General features: G+C 38.0%; 19 protein-coding genes. 9 read left to right on the plus strand and 10 right to left on the minus strand.

The window, feature by feature from the left end; genetic code table 11:
• The first annotated feature begins 21 nt into the window (after nucleotides 1-21).
• Nucleotides 22-1,770: a M14 family metallopeptidase gene (locus IEV57_RS11645; RefSeq protein WP_188442970.1), complete on the plus strand. Its 1,749-nt coding sequence runs from the start codon at nucleotides 22-24 to the stop codon at nucleotides 1,768-1,770.
• Nucleotides 1,771-2,080: 310 nt separating this feature from the next.
• Here IEV57_RS11645 and IEV57_RS11650 read toward each other — a convergent pair whose 3' ends face one another.
• From IEV57_RS11650 to IEV57_RS11660, 3 genes are all read right to left on the minus strand, one after another.
• On the minus strand, nucleotides 2,081-2,848 hold the full coding sequence (locus IEV57_RS11650) for an energy transducer TonB (RefSeq protein ID WP_188442972.1): 768 nt from the start codon (nucleotides 2,846-2,848) through the stop codon (nucleotides 2,081-2,083).
• A gap of 75 nt (nucleotides 2,849-2,923) precedes the next feature.
• Nucleotides 2,924-3,232 (minus strand): thioredoxin, encoded by a 309-nt coding sequence (trxA, locus tag IEV57_RS11655; RefSeq protein WP_188442974.1) that lies wholly within the window; start codon nucleotides 3,230-3,232, stop codon nucleotides 2,924-2,926.
• A 436-nt stretch (nucleotides 3,233-3,668) separates the two neighbouring features.
• Nucleotides 3,669-4,181: an FKBP-type peptidyl-prolyl cis-trans isomerase gene (locus IEV57_RS11660; RefSeq protein ID WP_188442977.1), complete on the minus strand. Its 513-nt coding sequence runs from the start codon at nucleotides 4,179-4,181 to the stop codon at nucleotides 3,669-3,671.
• Nucleotides 4,182-4,316: 135 nt separating this feature from the next.
• Here IEV57_RS11660 and uvrA point away from each other — a divergent pair, with 135 nt between their 5' ends.
• Nucleotides 4,317-7,139 carry an excinuclease ABC subunit UvrA gene (gene uvrA, locus IEV57_RS11665; RefSeq protein ID WP_188442979.1) on the plus strand — a complete coding sequence of 941 codons (2,823 nt, stop codon included), beginning with the start codon at nucleotides 4,317-4,319 and terminating at the stop codon, nucleotides 7,137-7,139.
• Nucleotides 7,140-7,530: 391 nt separating this feature from the next.
• The gene (gene prfA / locus IEV57_RS11670) at nucleotides 7,531-8,607 is read left to right on the plus strand and encodes a peptide chain release factor 1 (protein WP_188442981.1); all 1,077 of its coding nucleotides are present in this window, start codon (nucleotides 7,531-7,533) and stop codon (nucleotides 8,605-8,607) included.
• A 166-nt stretch (nucleotides 8,608-8,773) separates the two neighbouring features.
• Here the strand turns inward: prfA and IEV57_RS11675 are convergent, their stop codons facing one another.
• Together IEV57_RS11675 and IEV57_RS11680 are read right to left on the minus strand one after the other, a co-directional pair.
• Nucleotides 8,774-9,043 carry a ribbon-helix-helix domain-containing protein gene (locus IEV57_RS11675; RefSeq protein WP_188442983.1) on the minus strand — a complete coding sequence of 90 codons (270 nt, stop codon included), beginning with the start codon at nucleotides 9,041-9,043 and terminating at the stop codon, nucleotides 8,774-8,776.
• Between the two features lie 196 nt (nucleotides 9,044-9,239).
• The gene (locus IEV57_RS11680; protein WP_188442985.1) at nucleotides 9,240-9,422 is read right to left on the minus strand and encodes a hypothetical protein; all 183 of its coding nucleotides are present in this window, start codon (nucleotides 9,420-9,422) and stop codon (nucleotides 9,240-9,242) included.
• Between the two features lie 442 nt (nucleotides 9,423-9,864).
• Between IEV57_RS11680 and IEV57_RS11685 the strand changes: the two genes are divergently transcribed.
• Nucleotides 9,865-10,404 (plus strand): GNAT family N-acetyltransferase, encoded by a 540-nt coding sequence (locus IEV57_RS11685; protein ID WP_188442986.1) that lies wholly within the window; start codon nucleotides 9,865-9,867, stop codon nucleotides 10,402-10,404.
• Nucleotides 10,405-10,423: 19 nt separating this feature from the next.
• Here IEV57_RS11685 and IEV57_RS11690 read toward each other — a convergent pair whose 3' ends face one another.
• The 4 genes from IEV57_RS11690 to IEV57_RS11705 form a co-directional block, all read right to left on the minus strand.
• Nucleotides 10,424-11,005, minus strand: coding sequence for a PIN domain-containing protein (locus IEV57_RS11690; protein WP_229744426.1), 582 nt, complete (start codon nucleotides 11,003-11,005; stop codon nucleotides 10,424-10,426).
• A complete protein-coding gene (locus IEV57_RS11695; protein WP_188442988.1) occupies nucleotides 10,977-11,432 on the minus strand; it encodes a helix-turn-helix domain-containing protein in 456 nt (151 codons plus the stop codon). The genes IEV57_RS11690 and IEV57_RS11695 overlap by 29 nt, the downstream gene beginning before the upstream one ends.
• A gap of 171 nt (nucleotides 11,433-11,603) precedes the next feature.
• A complete protein-coding gene (locus IEV57_RS11700) occupies nucleotides 11,604-12,848 on the minus strand; it encodes a cystathionine gamma-synthase family protein (protein WP_188442991.1) in 1,245 nt (414 codons plus the stop codon).
• A 235-nt stretch (nucleotides 12,849-13,083) separates the two neighbouring features.
• Nucleotides 13,084-15,891 carry a YCF48-related protein gene (locus IEV57_RS11705; RefSeq protein WP_188443109.1) on the minus strand — a complete coding sequence of 936 codons (2,808 nt, stop codon included), beginning with the start codon at nucleotides 15,889-15,891 and terminating at the stop codon, nucleotides 13,084-13,086.
• A 179-nt stretch (nucleotides 15,892-16,070) separates the two neighbouring features.
• Between IEV57_RS11705 and IEV57_RS11710 the strand changes: the two genes are divergently transcribed.
• From IEV57_RS11710 to IEV57_RS11720, 3 genes are all read left to right on the plus strand, one after another.
• Nucleotides 16,071-16,724, plus strand: coding sequence for a Tll0287-like domain-containing protein (locus tag IEV57_RS11710; RefSeq protein WP_188442993.1), 654 nt, complete (start codon nucleotides 16,071-16,073; stop codon nucleotides 16,722-16,724).
• 18 nt (nucleotides 16,725-16,742) lie between these two features.
• Nucleotides 16,743-17,783 carry a WD40/YVTN/BNR-like repeat-containing protein gene (locus IEV57_RS11715; RefSeq protein WP_188442995.1) on the plus strand — a complete coding sequence of 347 codons (1,041 nt, stop codon included), beginning with the start codon at nucleotides 16,743-16,745 and terminating at the stop codon, nucleotides 17,781-17,783.
• Nucleotides 17,784-17,964: 181 nt separating this feature from the next.
• Nucleotides 17,965-18,705 (plus strand): 1-(5-phosphoribosyl)-5-[(5-phosphoribosylamino)methylideneamino]imidazole-4-carboxamide isomerase, encoded by a 741-nt coding sequence (locus IEV57_RS11720; RefSeq protein WP_188442998.1) that lies wholly within the window; start codon nucleotides 17,965-17,967, stop codon nucleotides 18,703-18,705.
• A gap of 55 nt (nucleotides 18,706-18,760) precedes the next feature.
• Here the strand turns inward: IEV57_RS11720 and IEV57_RS11725 are convergent, their stop codons facing one another.
• On the minus strand, nucleotides 18,761-19,954 hold the full coding sequence (locus IEV57_RS11725) for a serine hydrolase (RefSeq protein ID WP_188442999.1): 1,194 nt from the start codon (nucleotides 19,952-19,954) through the stop codon (nucleotides 18,761-18,763).
• Between the two features lie 159 nt (nucleotides 19,955-20,113).
• On the opposite strand from IEV57_RS11725, the gene IEV57_RS11730 reads away from it, so the two are divergent.
• Nucleotides 20,114-20,716 (plus strand): DUF2179 domain-containing protein, encoded by a 603-nt coding sequence (locus tag IEV57_RS11730; RefSeq protein ID WP_188443001.1) that lies wholly within the window; start codon nucleotides 20,114-20,116, stop codon nucleotides 20,714-20,716.
• A gap of 151 nt (nucleotides 20,717-20,867) precedes the next feature.
• A complete protein-coding gene (locus IEV57_RS11735; protein WP_188443003.1) occupies nucleotides 20,868-23,387 on the plus strand; it encodes a M14 family zinc carboxypeptidase in 2,520 nt (839 codons plus the stop codon).
• Nucleotides 23,388-23,584: the final 197 nt, after the last annotated feature.

Here is a 23,584-nt window from a genome sequence, read left to right on the forward strand (position 1 = left end):
TCACATCGAAAAATTGAAATTATGAAATTCAAAAACTGGATATATACAACGGCTCTCAGCGCTGCGATGTGCTTTGGAGCTACACAGACTTCTGATGCTCAAGTGGCTGCAGAACGCTATTTCCGTGCAAACGGAACCCCACACAACCCTAAGGTGCAAGTTTCTTGGAATAGATACCACACCAACAAGGCTTTGCTTGAAATCATGCGAGATATGGTCGCCAAACATCCTAATTTGGTGAAATTGGAAAGTATTGGAAAATCTTACCAAAACAATGACATCTGGGTTCTTACTGTAACAGACTTCAAGGCTGGAAAAGCTGAAGACAAGCCTGCGATGTGGATAGATGGAAACATCCACTCCAACGAGATTCAAGGAACTGAATTCACACTTTACACTGCTTGGTATTTGATGGAGATGTATGGAGAGTTAGATTTCATCACAGAAATCTTGAAAGACAAAACATTCTACTTCGCTCCTACGATCAATCCTGATGCACATGATTACTTTATGACTGGTCCAAATACTGGAAGTTCTCCAAGATCAGGGATGATGGTATTTGATAACAATGGTGATGGAGAATACGGAGAAGATCCTATGGATGATTTGGATGGAGATGGCAGTATCACGACCATGATCAGAAAATCCCCAACAGGAAACTTTATTAAAGACCCAATGGATCCAAGAAAATTGATCCGTGTTGGCATTGATGAAAAAGGAGAATATGAAATGCTCGGTCAAGAAGGTCTCGACAGAGATGGTGATGGACGAGTGAACAGTGATGGTATTGGCTATTACGATCCTAATAGAGATTGGGGTTGGAATTGGCAGCCTGATTATGTACAAAGTGGAGCATTGAGATATCCATTCTCAGTTCCTGAAAACCGTGCAGTAGTTGATTTTGTGATGAAGAGACCAAATATCGCTGCAGCACAATCTTACCACAACTATGGTGGAATGATCTTGAGAGGTCCTGGAGCTGAAGAGGATTTGGGAACTTACAATGCGAGTGATGTGAGAATCTATGATGCTATTGCCAAAAAAGGGGAAGAGTTTATGCCAGGTTACAGATACTTGGTAGTTTACAAAGATCTTTATTCTGTATTTGGTGGTCAGTTGGATTGGTTCTACGGTGGTAGAGGAATCTTCACTTACTCCAATGAATTGATGACATCATACCTTTATTTTCATAAAAATGCGGGTAGAGGCAATCAAGACGAGCAAATGGACGTAGACAAGTATTTGACATTTGGCGATGCATTCGTGAAGTGGAAAGAATATGAACACCCACAATTCGGAACAGTTGAAATCGGTGGTTTTAAGAAAAATTTCGGGAGGTTACATCCAGGTTTCTTGCTAGAGCAGGATGCGCATAGAAATGCAGCCTTCTCCATTCTTCATGCTTACCATACACCAAAATTGAGTGTAATGGATGTTAAAGAAGTTGATTTGGGTGGTGGGTTAAAAGAAATCACTGCTACGATTTACAATGAAAGATTGATCCCTACACACTCTAGTCAGGATTTGAAATACAAAATCGAAAGACCTGATTACGTTACCATTACTGGAGCGAAGGTAGTTACTGGATTCATCGTAGAAAATGAAGACTTCAACAATGTGACCGAACAAAAAGTTAATCCTGAGAAAATTTCAGTAGCTAATATCCCTGGAATGGGAGCAGTGAAAGTAAGATGGATTGTCAGCGGAGGTGGAAACTACAGCATCACTGTGGATTCAGCCAAAGGTGGGAAAGCGAGTTGGAAGAAGTGATTTTTGGTCAACAGACGACAGACGACGGTCAACGGAAAGTTGAATTGATTGGTTATCAGTTATTGGTGATTAGAGAATTAAGTCGGTAATAAAATGATTTAGTAAGTATAGTAAAACCTCCTCTAGAGAAATTTAGGGGAGGTTTTTTTGTGTGAATGAGTTTCGAGAAACCATAAACAAATGGTTCAATCACTACGAAAAAAAGACAACCCGTACCTATCATCTCAAAGTGAAATAATAAAGCCCCAATTCTAAAAATATAAGGCTAATAATTATTGATAAAAACTCCCTTTTCATGGTTTTTTCAAAATTAATTCATCCCATAAAATGTGTCTTTATTTGATATTACTTTTTGGTTTAAGGTGACGTAGAGCCATTTTTTGGTAGGTTTTCCATCGAGGTCAATAGCTGGTTCAAATGCATAATCATATTTCTGTAAAATTTTCAGCGCATTCTTTTTCAAAACAAAATTATTGCCTTTGTTATTAAGCAACTTAAAATCTTCAACACCACCAGTTTCATCAATTAAGAATGCAAGTATTGCTTTATTGTTTGACTCACCCTGTGGATTTATCCTAGGCATTATCATAGTTACTTTTGCCAATTCCGCAATACTAAGCTTTTCATGATTAAAATAAGGCTGAAATTCATTCCTTTCGACCATAAACTCTTTGCCCTTAACATACTTGATTCCTGCACTTGATTTTGGGAATGTATTGAATTGAACCAGTAGTGAATCGTTTCTGAAAAATGAATATTGATTTGATTTTGACCCTGCATCATATATGTTCCTGATTAATATTTTTCCAGATTCATCAAAATTCTCGGTGACTTGTTTGGTTAAATTGTCATTTTCATCAAAATGGTTTGTTATCAATTCCACAGTTCTATTTTCCAAATCCAAGATTCTGACTATTTGAATGGTGTCAATCTTAGGATTGATTATTTTATTGTAAAAATGTTTATCATTTGATAAACTTACATCAATTTTATGCGCTGTCAGTTTCACTATTTTTCTACTCTGAGCGTATGAGAAAGCAGAATTTAATAGAAATAATAGGAGTATTGTTTTTTTCATTGCCATTAGGATTATCTCTAAAACTAAAAAAAACTGATAACTAACCAAAAACATCTTACTTATTTATGCATAAACTCACCCCACAAAGCCCTTCATCGCCTGGAGCAAATCTCTTTTGGTCATGTAGCCTCCTTTTCTCCAGAGGATTTTGCCTCTTTTGAAAAGAATATAATGAGGAATAGAGCGCACTCCAAACTGTTGCGCTGCTTGTGGATTTTTGTCAATATTGAGTTTGAATAGCTTGATTTTCCCATTCAATTCAGCAATAACTTCTTCTAACACGGGATTCATCGTCTGACAAGGCCCACACCAATCCGCATAAAAATCCACCAAAATGGCTTCCTCACTTTTCTGAATTACTTCTTTGAATTTTTTCTTGGCCATGGGGCTGGGGATTAGTTGATTATGTGATTAGGGAATAGTTGATTGAGTTAATGGTGGATTGGAGATTAGTGGAATGAGTTATTGTAAAATTGAAAGAACTTGTCCGCCGTGGCGGATTACAAAATTGCAAAATTGGAAGAAATCGACCTGAAGATTACTTAGTCAGATCCTGAAAATAGTTGACACTTTTTTGTTTCAAATAGAGAAGTTCAACCCTTTCAGGGTTGTTGTTTCTGTACTATCACCTTTATTCCCCGCATTTCATACGGGGTTCAGCCACGGCCGACAAGTATTCAAAGTTTAACCACTTCGTGGTTTTTATTTGTCTATTTGTCATTTTCTAAAATCACTACTCTCGCTTCTCGCCTCTTGTTTCTTGTTTCTAATTTCTTGTTTCTTGAATCTAATATCTCATATCTCACGTCTCAAATCTCCACTAGTGCTGATGTCCTCCAGGGCCGTGTACATGTCCGTGGTCGATTTCTTCTGGATCGGCTTCTCGGATGGAGATAATTTCTCCTTTGAAATAAAGATCTAAACCTGCTAAAGGGGAGTTGAAATCCATGTGAACTCCTTTGTAATCAATCTTGGTGATTTCGCCTCGAAGTTGGTTTCCTTGGTCATCTTTCATAGGAATGACTTTGCCCACTTTGAGCATATCCGCATTCTTTTTGCCATTATCCTTGAAATTGGATTTTGGAACGATCGCTTTTTTGCTTTCATCGTAATCTCCATAGGCATTTTCAAAGTCTATAAATACCTCAAAACTCTCGCCTGCTGCTTTTCCTTCTATCGCAGCCTCCAAGGCTGGCAAAACATGCCCTGTTCCAAACAGAAATTGGAAAGGTTTGTCTTTTTCTACCTTTTCGAAAAACTCTTTTCCATTTTCTCCATCATCTACATGGAGTTCATAGCTTACCGCTAGCACTTTATTTTTCTCTGCTTTCATTTTGATTGACTGGTTGACTTTCACTGATCCAAAGAAAACAAAATTCTAAGAGTAAAATTCGATTTTATGGAAAATACAAAGCTAAAATCTCCAACAAATTATCATTATACAGGTTAGTTGGGTAAATTGCGCTTTATGAATTCAAGCCACACTGTTCAGAAAATTTCTATAGACGACCTTGATCCCAAGGAATATATTATCATCAAAAATGCCAAGGTAAACAATCTGAAAAGCCTCAGCGTAGCCATTCCAAGGAATAAATTGGTGGTGGTCACAGGATTATCTGGATCTGGAAAATCCTCTTTGGCTTTTGACACACTTTTTGCTGAAGGTCAAAGAATGTATGTGGAGAGTTTGAGTTCTTATGCAAGACAATTTCTTGGCAGAATGGAAAAACCAGATGTGGAATACATCAAAGGTGTCTCCCCAGCCATCGCCATACAGCAAAAAGTAAGTACCAAAAATCCCCGATCAACTGTCGGGACGACCACAGAGATTTACGATTACCTCAAATTGCTTTTTAGTAGAATTGGGAGAACTTTTTCTCCAGTCAGTGGCGAAGAAGTCAAGCATCATACGGTGACCGATGTGGTGGACTTCATCCATTCTTTTGAAGAAGGTGACAGGGTGATGATTTCTTGTCCTTTACAAATTTTGAATGATCGATCTATCAAACAAGAGTTAGAACTACTTCTACAAAAGGGATTTACTCGAATCCTTATCGATGGAGAAGCTTACTTTGTAGAAGACTTGGTCATTGAAAAGAAAATGCCAAAAGGGCATTATGAAATTTTAATTGACAGAGCAACAGTACAAAAAGAAGACGAAGACAATCAATTTAGGATTGCGGATTCTGTCCAAACGGCCTTTTTTGAAGGGCATGGCGAATGTACCATTATGATTCCTGAAAAGGATAAAAGGACTTTTTCTGATAAATTTGAGTTGGACGATATTTTATTCGAGCTGCCTTCAGTAAATTTCTTCAGCTTCAACAATCCGTATGGAGCGTGTAGAACTTGCGAAGGGTTTGGTTCTGTTTTGGGACTTGATCCTGATTTGGTTATCCCTGACAAATCCATGTCTGTTTATGAAGGGGCAATTGCGCCTTGGAGAGGTGAAACGACTGGAAAATGGCTCGAACCTTTGGTGAAAAAAGGTATTTATTTTGATTTCCCTATTCATCGTGCATACGAAGATCTTTCTGAAGCAGAGCAAGAATTGCTTTGGACAGGGAATTCACATTTCAAGGGTTTGAATGAGTTTTTCAAAGAATTAGAAAGTAAAACACATAAGATTCAGTATCGGGTGATGCTATCCCGCTTCCGTGGGAGAACCACTTGCCCGGATTGTAGAGGAACTCGCTTGAGAAAAGATGCTTCTTTTGTCAAAATTGCAGGACATTCTATCACTGATATTGTCTTGATGCCGATAGAAAAAGCACTTCCGTTCTTTCAAACCCTTGACATCAGTCCTGCTGAGCAAAAAGTAGCCAATCGGCTTTTGAAAGAGATTCTGAATCGCTTGGAGTATATTGACAAAGTGGGTTTGGGTTATCTCACGCTCAATCGACTAACTTCTTCCCTCTCGGGAGGTGAGTTTCAGAGAATCAAATTGGCGACATCTTTGGGTTCTGCCTTGGTGGGATCCATGTACATTTTGGATGAACCGAGCATAGGACTTCACCCAAGGGATACAGATCGATTAATAGAAGTTCTCAAAGCACTTCGCGATATGGGCAACACCGTCATCGTGGTAGAACACGAGGAAAAAATCATGAAAGCTGCTGATGAGATCATTGATATTGGACCTGATGCAGGAGTGAAAGGCGGTAATTTGATGTTCCAGGGAAATCTTGAAGAATTGCTAGCAAGTTCTGATACCTACACAGCAAAGTACCTGAAAGGTGAGGAAAAAATCAATATCAAAAAGGCAAATAGAAAGTGGAGAGACAGCATTGTGGTGAGAGGTGCTCGAGAGAACAACCTTAAAAACGTCACGACTAAATTCCCTCTCAACACGCTTACCGTTGTCACAGGCGTAAGTGGATCTGGAAAGTCAACTTTGATTAAAAAAGTACTCTATCCTGCTTTGGGGAAAATCCATGGAACCGTCATCGACGAAACTGGGAAATTTGACAAGCTGGAAGGAGATTACAAGAAAATCACTCAGATTGAATTTGTCGATCAAAATCCAATCGGAAAGTCTTCCCGTTCGAATCCAGTAACTTATGTCAAGGCTTATGATGCGATAAGAGCTTTATTCTCCGAACTCCCTGTTTCCAAACAAAGAGGTTACAAACCAGCATTTTTCTCTTTCAATGTCGATGGAGGTCGCTGCGAAGCTTGTCAGGGCGAGGGTACGCAAACTGTTGAAATGCAGTTTATGGCAGACATTCACCTGACTTGCGAATCTTGCAAAGGCAAGCGTTTCAAAGCTGAGATTTTGGATGCCAAGTACAAAGAAAAAGATATCTCCGATATTCTTGCGATGACGATTGATGAGGCGATGGAATTTTTCCAAGGAAAAAACCAGATCATCAATAAACTTCAGCCACTTCAAGAAGTAGGCCTTGGCTACATCGGGATGGGCCAATCCTCTAACACCCTTTCAGGTGGCGAAGCGCAAAGAGTGAAATTAGCGTCTTTCCTTGGTAAAGGAGGAAATAAATCCGGGGAGCATATTTTATTTATTTTCGATGAACCTACGACGGGTTTGCATTTCCACGACATCAAAAAACTTCTTCACTCTATCAATGCCTTGATTGATCAGGGACATACAGTTATCATCATCGAGCACAATACTGAGGTTATTAAATCTGCTGACTGGGTGATTGATATTGGGCCGGAAGGTGGAGAAAGAGGTGGAAATATCACCTTTGAAGGAACGCCGGAGGCTCTGATGGAAGTGAAAGATAACTATACAGCCAAGTATTTGCGAGAAGCCTTTGATGGGAATTGAGTTTTTCCAATAACCACCATTTACTCAGCTACAATTTCGGATTTTCGAATGCTTTGATTGTTCTCAATAACGATGAAGCAAAAAATCTACTTATCTTATTACAATCATCTGTGATCTGTAGTCTTTCGACTGTTTGTGCGCCACGGCGTAGTCGACAATTATCTAATTTTTTTCAGGTAGCCATTCAGTAAACTCTTGGATGAAAGATTTGATGTTCTGTGGACTACGCCACGGCGCACAAGAATGGACTGTCGTCCGTTGACAAGTATTCGCATGCAATTGAGTGTCTTTTAGCACAATGCACAACATTGCGAATACTGATTTTTAAAATATTTTATTCCTAGGCTTAGACAAGCTATCTTTGCCATTCTTATCAAAAAAACGAAACCCTATGCTTGACAAATTACAAGCGCTAAAAGATAGATTTATAGAAGTCGGACAGTTGATCATCCAGCCGGATGCCATGTCTGACATGAGCAAATACACCAAACTTTCTAAAGAATATAAAGATTTAGAAAAAGTAGTTGAACTTTTAGATGAGTACTCTTTGGTCTTGGACAACATCAAAAGTTCTAAGGAAATCCTCGAAAAGGAAAAAGACCCTGATTTTAGGGACATGGCCAAGACGGAATTAGACGAATTAAAAGATCGTCAGATTCAACTGGAGGAAGACTTGAAACAGCAGCTGATTCCTAAAGACCCAAATGATTCCAAAGACTGTATTTTGGAAATTAGAGGTGGAACAGGTGGTGATGAAGCCGCGATTTTTGCTGGAGATTTGTTCAGGATGTATCAGCGCTTTTGTGACAAACAAGGTTGGAAACTCACTGTTCTCGATTTGACTTTTGGCTCTTCGGGCGGCTACAAAGAGATTATCAGCACCATTACTGGAGCGGATGTCTATGGTATGATGAAATTTGAATCGGGCGTACACCGTGTTCAGCGTGTACCGATGACCGAAACCCAAGGAAGAGTTCATACTTCTGCGGCCTCTGTAGCTGTCCTTCCTGAAATGGACGAAGTAGAGGTCAACATTGATATGAATGAAGTTCGAAAAGATACTTATTGTTCTTCCGGTCCAGGTGGTCAGTCGGTGAACACGACTTATTCAGCTGTTCGACTGACGCATCTTCCTTCTGGACTTGTGGTAACCTGTCAGGATGAAAAGTCCCAGATCAAAAACTTCGAAAAAGCGCTGAAAGTATTGCGTTCAAGGTTGTATGAAATCGAACTCGCCAAGCACAATGATGCCGTTGGCGCACAGAGAAGGTCTATGGTAGGAAGTGGTGACCGATCTGACAAAATCAGAACCTACAATTATCCTCAGAGTCGCGTCACTGATCATAGAATCAACAAAACTGTTTATAATCTTCCTGATGTGATGGAAGGGAATATTGAAGATTTTATTTCTGCCCTTCGTTTTGCCGAAAATGTAGAGAAGATGAAGACTTCTGGGATGGAAGAGTAAGGGGAAAGGAGGAAATAATGTACCAAGTACAAAGTATGAAGTACCAAGAAATAAATGAGAGCGAAATTTTATAGCGCTGAATGAAATAGGACAATAAGTACTAGATGGTCATATCGACCGAAAGGAGATATCTCGATTGTTCGATATAAAATCAAACTCTATCTTATTAAAATCTTCTAACGAATCCTCTAGACTCTTTATTTGTAATCGTCTCTTTTGATTCCTCTAAAATCTGCTCTTTAGTCGCATCTTTAAAACCACTATTCTCAGCTTGCTCTAGTTTTGCTTTGATCCAGTCGATTTCTTTCTGTTGGTTCCTTGCTTGCCGGATTAGATCATTAACTAATTCACTTTTACTTGAATATTCTTGATTGTCGACTTGGGATTTTAACCACTCGTCATTTGGTTTTGAAAATGATTTACTTTGCCGTGCCATAATTTGAAGTTTGATGTTAATATACACCAATTACGAATTATTTACAATGATAGTAATTGTTGCAACCGGATTCAGCTTGGAGAAGGCGGGCATTTGGAGCCAAATTCTTCGAGCTTATTCCAAACTTCTTAAGATACTGATTTTGATATTTACACAGAACCGCCCACAGGCAAGGTGATGTTGGGTAGTTTCCTTCTTAGAAAGCATAAATTAATCCTCCAATAAAAAGTCCGAGTCCAAGGATTTTTATTTGAATACTTGCAGCTTTAGATGATTCACTTTTAGCTTTACTTGGTTCATTTCTAAAAGAAAGGATTAAAAGTAAAAGGCCACCCATGGATATAATAATACCTAAAATAAAGTCAAAATCTAATTTCATAATTTCGCATTGGTATATAGTTATAAGTAAACATCTTATTTTCAATATTGGCTCCTATGCTTTTTCTACTCAGTTTACGGAAATAATTTATTGATCGTCAAATGATTTGTAAAATTAAATCCCTAACTCTCCTTTCTTTTTCTTTATTATGCCTCCAATTCACTTGTATCACTAGTAAATCAACCTGCATTTATGAATTGATTTTCAGTATTGAACCAATAGATGTTTTTACTATCTATCTATTTTTATTAAAACTAATACTATTTTTCAAATCATAAAATGCTCACCCTAAATTAACTTAACTAACCCTTGTACAGATTATTAATAACTGATTTCTAAACAAAATAAAATGCGGCTCTATTCTTGAACCTTATTATGGGCAACAAAAAATTTGTCTTCCTCACAAAAGGAGCTTAACTTATGCTAACCAAGCCATAAACTTATGAAGATCACTGGAAAAGGAAATATTGCCCTAGTCCGATGGAATGAAGGTCATTTTCACAACCTTTATCCAATTGCCAACAACCCGAACATTGCAAAAAATCTAAGGGATACTTTTCCTAGTCCTTACACGATTCATGATGCAAGGCATTGGATAGAACACAATATCAAATTTAACCCTCCACAAAATTTTGCGATTGAATATAATGACCAATTGGTTGGTTCAGTGGGTGGAGAAATTGGGAAAGACGAGTTGAGAACGAATCTGGAAATAGGTTTTTGGGTTGCCGAGCCATTTTGGGGAAAAGGAATTGCCACAGAGGCGATTCAAATGTATACTGAATATATTTTAGTCAGATTCCCCGAAATCAAAAGGATCTATTCACAAGTATTCGACTTCAACACCTCCTCTATGAAAGTCTTAGAAAATGCAGGTTTCGTTGCCGAAGCAATTCTTAAAGATGCCTATATCAAACATGGTAAAGTTGGCGACCTTTTTCAATATGTGATCATTAGGTCTGAGGTTGAGAAGGTGGAATGATAACTTAAGATTTAGACATTTATAATAAGGAATGAAGGTAATCAGCTGCTTGCTTTAATCCTCTATTTCTTAAAATATTCAAAACTTCATATTCATCTAAACTTGGTTTTCTTCTATTCAAAACCATCTCTTTAAATGCCATTACAGCCTTTTCAGGGTTTAGGTCAATGACATCTGTTAAGAAATCATCCGCTGATTTCACTGTTAAACCAAACGAGGCTAAATATTTATCAGGGAAATCTTTAATATTATTAGTTACAATGATGTTTGCATCCGTTTTTATTGCAGCAGCTAATACATGCTTATCTTTTGGATCAGGAAGAGTCAAACCATCAATTAACCCAGAATAATTCAATACCAATGCATCGGGAAATGCCTTATTAGCATTTTCCACTCTTCTATTTGCTTCTTTTTCACCAATTCCTTTTCGTCTCATCACATCTTTCCATTCATCAAAAATATGATCACTCCACTTTGGAGTGTACATATCGTAATAAGCAAACCAAAACAGCAAATCTCTAATTTCAATGGGATAAATTACATTAGTATCCAATACGCAAATAAATCTCACACTATGTATCATACAAACCCAAATCTTCATCCGAACTCATAATTTCAATTATCTTCCTTTTCTGCTCCTCTTTCATCTTTTTTCTATAATTCATGACTTCATCAAACCTGACTCTCCTATGCCTACCGACTTTTGTGAATTGCATTTTTCCTTCTTCAAGTAATTTCACTAGATGAGGTCTTGAGCATCCTAAGATTTCAGCCGCCTTCTGAGTAGTGACTTCAGTGGCAATTGGTACAAGTGAAAATGGTTTCCCATCTCCCATTGACTTTAATATGTCTTTCAAAAATATCAATGCACTTAAAGGGATTTTAAACCTTTCTTGCGTCTCTTCGATTTCAATTTCTGGGTTTTCTGATTTCAATTGACCTATTACAGAAACCAAAGCATCGTAAGATTCTAATGCTAATTTTTGATCTTCTTTTGATGGTCTATTTATAATATTGAATGTTTCCATATTCCTTGATATTTTTAATATACAATTATAAACGAAATAAACGAAAAATGTTTTCTCTATGGTAAACTTTTAAACAATTGATTCAATATAATCTTTAAACATCTCAAAATTCAAATAAAAAGCCATACCTATATTAATAAATATGGCTTTTTCATTTTAATAAAGTTAAAACTAGACCTTTTCCAAAGCTTGCTCTATATCCCAAATGATATCAGAGTAATGCTCCACGCCGACAGATATTCTTACGAGTTTTTCAGAAATCCCAAGCAATGCTCTGTCCTCCGCAGACACATCACTGTGAGTCATAGTCGCAGGATGTTCAGCAAGAGATTCTGTACTTCCAAGGGAAACAGCCAGTTTCATTAATTTGAGGTTGTTCAAGAAGGTAAATGCTTCTTTTTCTCCTCCTTTTACATCGAATGAAATCATCGCTCCAGCGGAATTGAGTTGTCTTTTGAAGATGTCATGTTGAACAGTTCCCTCTTCCAGATGTCCCAAATAATAAACTTTTTCCACTTTTGGATGCTTAAGAAGAAAATCAGCAACTTGAATGGTGTTTTCAGCTTGTTTTGTCATTCTGACTTTGAGTGTTTCAAGACTTCGCATCAACAACCAACCTGTCCAAGGTCCAGCCATATTGCCAAGAAAAGTTCTGAGTGTTCTCACCCTTACCATATGCTTGGATTTCCCCAAAACTGCACCTGCGATCAAATCAGAATGTCCGCCGATATATTTTGTTGCTGAATATACAATCAGATCAGCACCATGCTTCAGTGGGTGTTGCCACAATGGCCCCATGTAGGTATTATCAACGCAGACTATGACTTCTTTTTCTTCAGTAGCTAGAGTATCCGCTACTTCACGACAGATTTGAAGATCGAAAAGTGCGTTGGTAGGATTTGCAGGAGTCTCTACATAGACCATTTTAACATTTCCCTCTTGCCCTTTGACCAATTCCAAAATTTCCTCTTTTGTCTGCACACTTGTAAATCCGATTCCTTTGATGCCATACTTTGGAAGTACTTTATTGACAAAATGATCTGTACCACCATAGACAGGCTTACTATAAAGCATGACATCTCCCGGCCTTAAAAATTCCAACATCACTGTTGAGATAGCTGACATGCCACTTTCAAAAACAGCACATTCATCCGCCTCGTCCCACAAGCAAAGTCGTTCCTCCAAAATCTGCAAATCTGGATTATTGAGTCTACTGTAAATCAATCCTAACTCTTCATTTGGCTCCTTTTCTCTCTGCCCATAGGCAACCTGAAAAAAAGCTTTGCCCTCTTCCGCAGATTTGAATACAAAAGTTGAAGTTTGGAAAATCGGACATTTGATCGCTCCTTCTGAAAGTTCGGGCTTGTATCCATGAGTCATCATCAAACTCTCTGGATGAAATTCTCTATTCATCATATCTATCTGGGTTTATGACTGCAAAACAGCAAAAATCCTAGATCATTATCAAAAAAAGTATAAAAATATAATTTTGTAAATGGGTCAATATTTTAATCATTATTCTGATTAATGATATTAAAATGATGGTATTACTAAAAAACAAAATATAATTTTGTTAAGACTGGTGAAATTTAAAAATAAATTCAAAAAATATGGGACAAGAATTTTTGATAAATTCTTGTCCCATTTATACTTACTCGACAATTATTTTCTTGTAGAATTCTCGTTCTCTAGTTCTCAAGATAATCGTATGAACTCCCCTCGGCAATCCTTGAATTCGATATTCAAATATCCCTTGACTTGGTTTGACCTGTTGGAGATTTTGTCCTAGGCTATTGATGATTGAGATTTCTCTAATATCTGTCAGACCTGACGTTGACAAGGTGATATTACCTTTCGATGGATTTGGATAAACTTGAATGTACGTATCTACAATTCGCTCTTCTTCAATGCTTGTTATCAAATTTACATTGACCAACATCGTGCTTGCAGGACCAGTATTACAGCTATTCATTGGGGTCACTGTAAGATTGAAGTTGCCCTCACGCGTCCATCTAACTCTTACCCTGTTGGTTCCTTGTCCCTCTATGATTGTCCCTCCATTTCCTGAAATTGACCAGATATAATTGGTGTTTGGCACATTTATGATTTGATAATCTTGTTCAACAAGCCCCACCATTTCGCTACCTTCGATTTCAGATGGTGCCTCAGGAGGATTTTGAATTGCGATTGGTTTGGTGAATACCGTTCCATTTCCACAAGGATTTCTAGGCGTTACGGTGAGATTTTGAGCACCAATTCCTGACCACTCTACTCTCACATTTGCGGTTCCTTGACCTTCTCTAATCAAGCCCCCTGTAGCTTGCCAAACAAACTCTGTTCCTGGCACATCCGCTACATTATAATCAACAAAAGTACCTGTACAAACAACCCCTTCTCCGTTGATTTCTGGAATATCCTGTGGCTCAACAGAAACCAATACTTCAAGGCCTTTGGTGCCTCCATTTCCACATTCGTTTTGTCCTCTTACCAAGACAGCGTTTCTTCCAGGTGTGTCCCATCTCACGACAATTCTGTTTGAGCCTTGCCCCTCTAAAATAGTTCCACCATCCACTCTCCAGTCAAACACCTCACCTATCCCTGTGGTCTGTACACTATAAATTTGTTGACTAAGGCAGATATTCGCTTCTCCAAAAATTAAGGTTGGCGTAGGTGGCACAGCACAACTGTATTGAAACAACGTCCCTCTTTCCCCTACTGCATAACCAATACTGAGTGAACCAAAGCTTAAATCTGTAAGGTCTTGAAAAGTACCGGTTGTCATTTTTTCCCAAGTCTCACCCCCATCAAGTGTTTTTAAGATGAGGCCTTTTCCTCCGGAAATAAATCCTACAGATTCATCTAAGAAATCAACTCCTGTAAAATCTTCTGTAAAGGAAGTGCTGATTCTTTCCCAGCTTAATCCTTTGTCTGTTGTTTTTATAATAGTCCCCTTTTTCCCAATTGCTACAGCGGTAGAGTCATCTAGCTGAGTAACGTCTACCAAATCCTCCGTAGTCGGCACGTTGATTTTTCCCCATTCTTGACCACCGAAGGTCCTTCCGACAAATCCTCCGTCTCCAACTACGACCCCAAAAGCAAAGTCAAAATAAAGAATCTCGTTCAAATTAGCAGTCGTATTGCTCGCTTGAACTACATCCCAATTGACCCCTGCATTGTCTGTTTTTGTTATAAAACCATTATTCCCTACCACATATCCTGTGTTATTATTGAAAAAATAAATCCCCTTCAAATCTACTTCTGTGTTCAAGTTTAAGGAAGTCCAATTGGAACCTGAATTGGAAGTACGCAGGGCTGTTCCATTTTTACCAATAATATATCCGAAAGCATTGGTCGTGAAAAATAGGTTGTTGAAATCTATCGTAAGAGGCCTAGACCGATCAACAATGCTATTTCCGCCATTGGACGTAACTAGAAACTTTCCGATCGGACCGACGATATAACCAAGATTTTCTGTTCTAAATTGAGTCGCAGTGTAATCACTATCCACACCCGCTAATCTCTGTGTCCAAGAACCACCTGAGTTCGTAGATGATAAAAGAAAGCCATTGGTTCCTACTGCAAATACAAGATTAGATGTAGCTCTGAAACTTGCTGCTAGGTAATTTTGAGTGTTATTTACATTAATTCCGTCAAAAGTTAGTCCTGCATTCGTTGTCCGAAGCAAAGTTGCATTTGTTCCAACGATCACACCCAAATTTATATTGGATCTATTGAAGGCAACTCCGGTTAAATTCCTTTCTGTACCTGAATTTACTATTTCCCAATTAGCCCCAGCATCTACAGTTTTTAAGATTGTACCATTGTCACCAACTGCATATCCTGTTTTACCATTTGTGAAATACACATCATTCAAAGGACGTGTATTTTGCGTATTCAGCGTAGTCCAGTTATTTCCTTGATTGACTGTTCTTAAAATCGCTCCACTAGAAGTAGACACATAACCTGTATCGACGTTGGAAAAAGTCAGTCCAGTCAAATTGGCTGTAGTTCCTACATTCTGCTTTGCCCAAGATTGCCCACCATTGGTCGATCGATAAACTTCCCCATTATCTCCGACAATATATGCTCTAATCTGATTGAGAAACTTTACTTTTCTTAGCGTTTGTGAGGTATTCAAAGTGATCAGTGTCCAAGTATTCCCCGCATTTTCGGTACGGAAAACTTGTCCATTCTCTCCTACCATTAAGCCGATATTTTCATTGAAAAAATCCACTCCATGCATTTTTGCTTTGGAAGGTGCCGCTTGCTCTATCCAACTCAAGCCACCGTCTATTGTTTTTAGGATAACTTGATCACCAGACATGTATCCTACTTCATCATTGACCCAGGAAATCCCAGTCAATTCATTCCCCCAAGCCCCTACCCTTCTCCAAGTCTGAGCATGTGATAGGGTGTCAAGAAAGAGTAAAAACAGCGATAAAAATAAAAGCATCTTCATCATATAGCGTCAGTTTCAACAATTGTTATTTACAAAATTAGGATTATATACCATAAAATAAAGTTATTTTATGCTGATTCTATGGAACTTAACAAGGGTTTCTTTTGCAAATCAAACAAACAGCATTTTACCTTTTAAGAAATGGTTTTTTCCTTCTATTTTTAAGAAAAAAAAATCAGATGAAAAATTTAATATATACGCTCTGTCTCATCACTTTTCTTTTTTCCTGTAATTCTAATGAAAAAATCAGCAAAGATATTTTTGAAGAAGTCAACAAAAGCATGGAAGTAAAGAAGTTGAGTGAAGTGGAAATACTTGATGAAGCGATGGCTTGGGGCGAAGAGATCAGTACAGAAGCTCAAAATCAACTAATATCTACCCTTCAGAAAGCAATAGCAGAAAAAGGTGTTCCCGAAGCAATCGGATTCTGCAATGTAGAAGCATTGCCTATTCTCCAAGAAGTAAGTTCAAAACACAATGTAACCATCAAAAGAGCATCTATTGCTTACAGAAATCCCGCTGATAAGCCATCGGAGTACGAGGCAGCTATTTTGGATGCTTATGCATACAATGCCGAAAATGACATAAAAAACGAACCCAACATTCAAAAATTAGAAAATGGAGAAGTGTTGCTTTACACCAAAGCCATCCAAATTCCAAATAGTTTTTGCTTAAGTTGTCACGGAGAGGTTGGAATTGATATTTCTGAAGAAACGCTAAAAGAAATCCAAAGTTTATATCCTGATGATAAAGCTAAAGGACATAAAATTGGCGATCTTCGCGGCATGTGGAGCATCAAAATCCCAAAATCAGAAGTTATTAAGAGACTTTAAATCCCCCCAAGCCAATTTATGAAATTTAAGTTTTTGTTAGCAATAGGAATTATTTCATCCTTCGCAGCCTGCAATAGTGAAAGAAAAGGAGAAATAATTACCGAACCCACAGGTTGGGAAATTGTAGAAACTCCAGTCAATGCTTCGATCCGAGGCCTTTCACCTCTCACTTCTGAAATCATCTGGGCAAGTGGATCAGGGGGAACTTGGTTGCTCACAATAGATGGGGGGCAATCTTGGTCAACAGGCATCATCGCAGGTCTAGATTCAGTAGACTTTAGAGACATTGAAGGACTTGATGCCAATACAGCCATTGCAATAGCTGCAGGCCAACCTGCTGTGATTTATAAAACGACAGACAGTGGTGCCACCTGGCAAAAGAAATTTGAAGGTCCAGAAACTGCTTTTTTGGATGGAATTGCATTTCACAAAGATCAAAAAGGCTACGTCATAGGAGACCCAATTGATGGAAAATGGATGGTATTGGAAACAATTGATGCTGGGGAAACGTGGACATGGATAGAATCAAGTCCTATGGCTGAGCCCGGAGAAGGATCATTTGCCGCAAGTGGATCGACGATTTTGGCTGATCAGGACCATATTTGGTTTGCCAGTGGTGGAATCAAAAGTAAGGTATATATGTCTACAGATGGCGGACATGATTGGGAAATTTCAGAGACTCCAATTATCCAAGGAGAACCCTCTCAAGGTATTTTCTCAATTACAAAACTTGATAATAGTAACCTTATCGCAGTCGGTGGGGATTATTTGCAACCTGACTTAGCCTTAAATAATACGATTTACTCTAAAGAAATGGGAAAAAATTGGGAGTTAGTATCTTCTTCCTATCCAAGTGGCTATAGATCAGGAGTCACCTATTTCCCAAGATTTCATTGGGCTATTTCTGTAGGCACCAATGGCTCCGACTATTCAGTTGACGGTGGAATCAATTGGCAAAAATTTTCGGATGAAGGCTTTCATGCTGTCTTTATGGACAAGGCTCAAGGAAGCATTTGGGCATCAGGACTTGACGGAAAAATAGCACGATTGGTCTATTGAATTTATAAAGGATCTTATTTGGATATTATTGGTACATCTTCTTAAAGATTTTCGGAGAGTATTGCCAAATAATGGGTTCTTCTATTATCTTTAGAAAACGAAAATCAAAAAAATTAACAAATGATTTTGATATCGTAATTCGACCCAAGCATTAAAATTTTAATCAAAAGCCTACTGAACCATGTTTGATATTATACCATCTATATACCTCATCAATGGAAAATGCGTCCGCTTAAAAAGAGGAGATTTTGCTACTGAGGAAGTGATTTCTAATAATCCATTAGAGATCGCACAAGCCTTCGAAGACCATGGAATCAGGTGGCTGCACTTGGTGGATTTGGACGGTGCGCGTCGAGGCGAGCCAAAAAATTACCACATTTTAGAAGCTATAGCTGGCTACACCAACCTCAATGTAGACTTTACTGGAGGGATTTCTACTGATGGAGATGTAATCAAATCCTTTGAACATGGAGCTCATGCAATTACAGCCGCTTCTGTAGCAGTAACCTATCCCGAAAGATTCGCACAATGGATCATGTCTTATGGAAGAGAAAAGATATTTTTAGCTGCTGATACCAATCCTGCAGATCATAAAATCAAGACAAGAGGTTGGACCAAAAAAACTGAGGTTGATCTCTTTGATCACATAGAAAATTTCTACGGAAGAGGACTCAAATACCTCAAATGCTCCGATGTAACTAGAGATGGCGTGATGGAAGGCCCAAATTTCCAACTTTATAAAGAAGTTGTAGAGAAATTCCCCACTATCCATCTAGCTGCAAATGGCGGAGTAAGAAATATTTCTGATTTCAAAGAATTGAAAGATATCGGCGTGACTGCTGTAGTTTTCGGAAGGGCTTTCTATGAAGGAAAAATATCTCTTCAAGACTTGGATAAGTTTATGGCGGAACACGGGAATTAATCCCCTCTAAAATTCAATTGAATAAAGTCTATCGGTCTCAAGATTGATAGACTTTTTATTTTTTCTTTCTTTCTAATTCTAGTTTATACAAGTAAGAGCCCAATTCTTCAAAAAACGGGAAGCCTATTTCATCATATTCATACTGATTGTCATTGAGCGCTTTATTCTTGTTGACATAAATTACCGCAGTCACAAAAAATTCCACACCTTCTTTCTCATCCACAAAATATGACCCATCTAACAAATGACCATAGGCTTGACCGGTTTTGTTATAGATTTTGAAGCTTAATGGAATAGGTTCTTTACTCGTTCCAAACTTGTAAAACTTAGAATAACTGTCATAAAACTCATTAGAGTCATAAGCGGGATAATCACTTTGTCCAGGGTACATAGACATGTATTTTAGAATAAACTCACGATCTGAGTCGGAAATATGGAATCTTTCTTTTTCTGCAAAAAGCTCAGGAAATATTATACGCTGAACTACTCCATGAAAATCGGAAATTGAAAATCTATTTTTAAAAGTGAAATCCATCGGTTCAGAGATCAATTCGCCTCCACTTTGATAAGCCTCGGCCAATTGGGGATTTCCTGTGTTTTTATAAATCGAAATTGTCTCTCTTGCTGGAATTTCAAGAATAGTTTCACCCTCAGTATTGAGAAATCTGATCGGATTAAAATGTCTATTCTCTTCTGGGCTCATTGCCAAGCTCAATCTTTGATTGATGATAGTATTATTCAAACCCTTTTTCTTGAGCTTTTGATTGATATAGTTTTGACCAAGCAATTCGTAGAGTCTGTTGTATGCATCATTATCTGAAACCAACAGGATTTTTTTGATATAATGGGCAATGCTTGGAAGAAAATTTTGGGCAGAACTATCTGAAAGTACATGCGTTTGCGAACTTCTTATAGAATCAGTAAGCATGATTACGTTAGCAGTAAGTCCTTCGATATTCTGCTCATTCAACCATTCCAAAGCCAAAATTGCTACAGGAAGCTTTACGGTACTTGCTGGATAAAAGTATTTTTCTTCATTCAGATTAAAATCGAAATTCTTTAAAATTGGCTTGAGGTTTTCATCTCTATCGATTTGAGTATAGACAATCTGAACTTGATAATCCTCTTGATTTTCCAAAACTTCTTTTAAAATAGGATATTGATCTCCAATATTCTCAAATGGCATTTTTGATTTCTCTTGGCAAGAAGAAATCATCAGGATAAGCGAAAAAATAAATACTTTATTCATATCTCTTGAATTTCGATAAAATCCTTGGGTAGTTGCTACGACATATCGAATTTAAGGAAATTCCGCAGAATAATATTCCTGAATAATCCGTTGCCAAAAAAACTACAGGCCTATTTTCACTACCTTTGTAAAACTAAAAGAATATAAAACCCCATCATTATGCAAGCTTACTTTGAGTCATTTGGAATATCCGTAGAGCTCTTCAATTATGTCATTATGCCATTATTGATCTTTTTCGCTAGGGTTACAGATGTCTCTATCAATACTTTGAGAATTATGTTTATGCTCAATGGCAAGAAAAAAATTGCGCCCATTTTAGGCTTTTTTGAAGCATTGATTTGGTTGCTGGCAATTGGGCAAATTTTTCAAAATATCAATAATCCTATGTCCTATCTTGCTTACGCTGGGGGATTTGCGATGGGTACATTTGTGGGCATGACGATCGAAGAGAAATTAGCTTTAGGCCGAGTGCTTGTTCGTGTAATCACTCCTACACCTATGCCAGAATTGATAGAATATATGAAGGAAAAAAACTTCAGATTCACTTCTGTTGGTGCTGAAGGCAGGTTTGGCAAAGTTAATTTGCTCTTTACAGTCATGAAAAGAGATGCTTTGACGGAATTTGTTGGTAAAGTTAAAGCATTCAATGACAAGGCATTTTATACCATAGAAAGTGTTAAACGCGTCAGCGAAGATGAATTGAATGTAATGGAAGACCGGCCAAGATTTACCACCAAACTCTGGAGTAGAATCAGGAAATAAGTTTGAGTTTGAAATTCACAAATGTTATTTCTCCATTTGACTTTCCTTCCCACCCATATATTTCTTGGATAAATTACAAGCGTGGTTTGAATCCTTTCAGCAAAGCGTGTAAATTACCTGTCCAAATTTAAAAAGCTTAAACACATCATACATGAAAAAAATTTATACTCTTGTCCTCGCGCTATTGGTTGTAGGGACTTCATTAGCTCAAAAAAGTCCCGATGAATTTTTGGGCTATAAAGCTGGTGAAAGATTCACGCCTCATCATAGAGTCGTCGACTACTTCGAACATCTCGCAAGTACCTTACCCAATGTCGAGTTGGTGTATTATGGAGAATCTGTAGAGCATCGCCCTTTATTCGTGGCGATCGTCTCATCTCCTGAAAATATGCAAAATCTTGAGCAAATCCGAACCGACAACTTGAAAAGAACAGGTCTGCTAGAAGGAAACCCAAGTACCAAAGTTGCCATCAACTGGATGCAATACAATGTGCACGGAAATGAAGCTGTAGCTACAGAAGCTGCAATGATGACATTTTGGGAAGCAGCTAATCCAAACAACTCCGAATCAAAATCATGGTTGCAAAACCAAGTCTTGATCGTAGATCCCTGTGCAAATCCAGACGGAAAAGAGCGCTACACCGTTTGGTACAATCAAAAAGGTAATAAAATTTTACAACCTGATCCGCAATCAACAGAGCATTCAGAACCTTGGCCGGGAGGTCGTCCAAATCACTACCTGATGGATTTGAACAGAGACTGGGCATGGCAAACACAAGCAGAAACCGAGCAAAGAATCAAACTTTATCACGAATGGATGCCACATTTATTTGTGGATTACCATGAGCAGGGTATCAATGATCCCTTTTATTTTGCTCCAGCAGCCAAGCCTGTTCACGAGCAAGTTTCTCCTTTCCAGCATGAATTTCAGGAGATTTACGGAAAAAACACAGCAGCAAAGTTTGATGCCAACAATTGGCAGTATTTCACCAAAGAGAGATTTGATTTACTTTATCCTTCCTACGGTGATACCTATCCCATGTACAACGGAGCGATTGGAATGACAATCGAAAAAGGTGGATCTGGAAGAGCTGGCTTAGGAATGCTTAACGCACTTGGCGATACTGTAACCTTAGAAGAGAGAATCATACATCAGCATGCTGCAGGGATCTCGGCTGTTGAAGTCACTTCGAGAAATGCAGAAAGATTAGCTGATGAGTTTGCGAATTATTTCAAAAATAACCGAGCAAATCCAAAAGCAAAATACAAAAGCTTTGTCATCAAGGGAGAAGGAAATGATGATAGATTGAAAGCCTTACTTACTTTGCTCGACAAAAATAAGATTACTTATGGTTTTGCTGGAAATCGCTCTGGACTTAGAGGTCTGGATTACAACACTGGTAAATCGGCTTCTTTTTCCACTACCGAGAAAGATATTATAGTCAATGCATATCAAGTAAAATCGGTTTTGACTCAGGTTTTGTTTGAGCCAGAAGCTATTTTGGAAGACAGTATCACTTATGACATCACAAGCTGGGCTTTGCCATTTGCTTATGGCTTGCAAGCTTATGCTTTAGAGACAAGATTGGATGCTGCAAAACCTTATGTAAAATCAGCTTTTGAAAAAAATGTAGTAAACGGAACTCCGCTAGCCTATATCGCTCCATGGAATGCTACCATCCATGCTAAGTTTCTTGCAGCATTGCTGAAAGAAGGAATCAGAGCAAGAGTAACAGAATTTGCTTTTGAAATCAATGGAGAATCGTATCCTGCGGGTACAATCCTCTTGATGAGAAATGGCAATCAGTATGTTGCCGATTATGACAAAAAGATAGTAGATCTTGCTAATAAATTCGAAATCACTTTAGCAACCTCAAACTCCTCTTATGTGGACAAAGGGAAAGATTTTGGCTCTTCTGATGTGAAAGTCATCAAAGCTCCAAGAGTAGCTGTTGTAGGTGGATCGGGCACTTCCTCTTTAAATTTCGGGGAAATCTGGTATTTCTTCGAGCAGGAATTGGATTACCCAATTAGCATTTTGGAAGCTGATATGTTGGGTAGATTTGATTTGAGCAAATATGATGTACTGATTCTTCCTTCTGGAAACTACTTAAATGGTGGCAATTTCACTAAAGTGATGGATTGGGTAAGAGCAGGCGGAAAAGCGATTGCTATCGAAGGATCTTTGGGGATGTTTGCAGATAAGGAAGGTTTCAGTTTGAGTAGATTTGACACAGATGAAGAGAAAAAAGCACAGCAAAAAACAGATGCTGAATTCCAAAAGTCTGCAAGAATAGAACCCTATCAAGATCGTGAGAGAATGGGGATTTCGACTACTGCCGCGGGAGCAATCTTTGAAGTGAAAATGGATCAAACGCATCCTCTTTCGTTTGGAGTAGGTCAAAATTACTACACGCTCAAAAATAATGGCAGAAGATATGCCTACCTCACCAACGGGGTCAATGCAGGTATTATCCCTAGTTTAGATCATTATCGTTTCGGATTCATAGGAAATAAATTAAAACCACAGATGAATCAATCCATGGTCTATGGAATGGAAAATCAAGGAAGAGGTCAAATTGTGTATATGGTTGATAATCCGATGTTCAGAAGTTTCTGGGAATCTGGAAAATTGATCATGGCAAATGCAATTTTCTTTGTTGGCCAATAATAAACTTAAAAAGTCAAGTTAAATCAATCAAGAAGTCTGTTCTACGCTTAGGACAGACTTCTTGATATTTACATATTTAGAATTGGAACGAGTTTCTTTAATACTTTTTCAAGACTTGTAAGGCACAGTTATTGTTCCGACAATAAAATTAGGATTTAACTGTAAAAATTATTAACTAGATTAAACAAATAACACCA

This window comes from Belliella aquatica (assembly GCF_014637795.1).
Lineage (GTDB): Bacteria > Bacteroidota > Bacteroidia > Cytophagales > Cyclobacteriaceae > Belliella > Belliella aquatica.

Coding starts and splice junctions, on each gene's coding strand:
- IEV57_RS11730 (WP_188443001.1), top strand. CDS start 20,114: ATGCAAGCTTACTTTGAGTCATTTGGAATATCCGTAGAGCTCTTCAAT.
- IEV57_RS11685 (WP_188442986.1), top strand. CDS start 9,865: ATGAAGATCACTGGAAAAGGAAATATTGCCCTAGTCCGATGGAATGAA.
- IEV57_RS11680 (WP_188442985.1), bottom strand. CDS start 9,422: ATGAAATTAGATTTTGACTTTATTTTAGGTATTATTATATCCATGGGT.
- IEV57_RS11715 (WP_188442995.1), top strand. CDS start 16,743: ATGAAATTTAAGTTTTTGTTAGCAATAGGAATTATTTCATCCTTCGCA.
- IEV57_RS11645 (WP_188442970.1), top strand. CDS start 22: ATGAAATTCAAAAACTGGATATATACAACGGCTCTCAGCGCTGCGATG.
- IEV57_RS11690 (WP_229744426.1), bottom strand. CDS start 11,005: ATGAAGATTTGGGTTTGTATGATACATAGTGTGAGATTTATTTGCGTA.
- uvrA (WP_188442979.1), top strand. CDS start 4,317: ATGAATTCAAGCCACACTGTTCAGAAAATTTCTATAGACGACCTTGAT.
- IEV57_RS11695 (WP_188442988.1), bottom strand. CDS start 11,432: ATGGAAACATTCAATATTATAAATAGACCATCAAAAGAAGATCAAAAA.
- IEV57_RS11710 (WP_188442993.1), top strand. CDS start 16,071: ATGAAAAATTTAATATATACGCTCTGTCTCATCACTTTTCTTTTTTCC.
- IEV57_RS11675 (WP_188442983.1), bottom strand. CDS start 9,043: ATGGCACGGCAAAGTAAATCATTTTCAAAACCAAATGACGAGTGGTTA.
- IEV57_RS11725 (WP_188442999.1), bottom strand. CDS start 19,954: ATGAATAAAGTATTTATTTTTTCGCTTATCCTGATGATTTCTTCTTGC.
- IEV57_RS11705 (WP_188443109.1), bottom strand. CDS start 15,891: ATGAAGATGCTTTTATTTTTATCGCTGTTTTTACTCTTTCTTGACACC.
- IEV57_RS11700 (WP_188442991.1), bottom strand. CDS start 12,848: ATGATGAATAGAGAATTTCATCCAGAGAGTTTGATGATGACTCATGGA.
- trxA (WP_188442974.1), bottom strand. CDS start 3,232: ATGGCCAAGAAAAAATTCAAAGAAGTAATTCAGAAAAGTGAGGAAGCC.
- IEV57_RS11650 (WP_188442972.1), bottom strand. CDS start 2,848: ATGAAAAAAACAATACTCCTATTATTTCTATTAAATTCTGCTTTCTCA.
- IEV57_RS11720 (WP_188442998.1), top strand. CDS start 17,965: ATGTTTGATATTATACCATCTATATACCTCATCAATGGAAAATGCGTC.
- prfA (WP_188442981.1), top strand. CDS start 7,531: ATGCTTGACAAATTACAAGCGCTAAAAGATAGATTTATAGAAGTCGGA.
- IEV57_RS11660 (WP_188442977.1), bottom strand. CDS start 4,181: ATGAAAGCAGAGAAAAATAAAGTGCTAGCGGTAAGCTATGAACTCCAT.
- IEV57_RS11735 (WP_188443003.1), top strand. CDS start 20,868: ATGAAAAAAATTTATACTCTTGTCCTCGCGCTATTGGTTGTAGGGACT.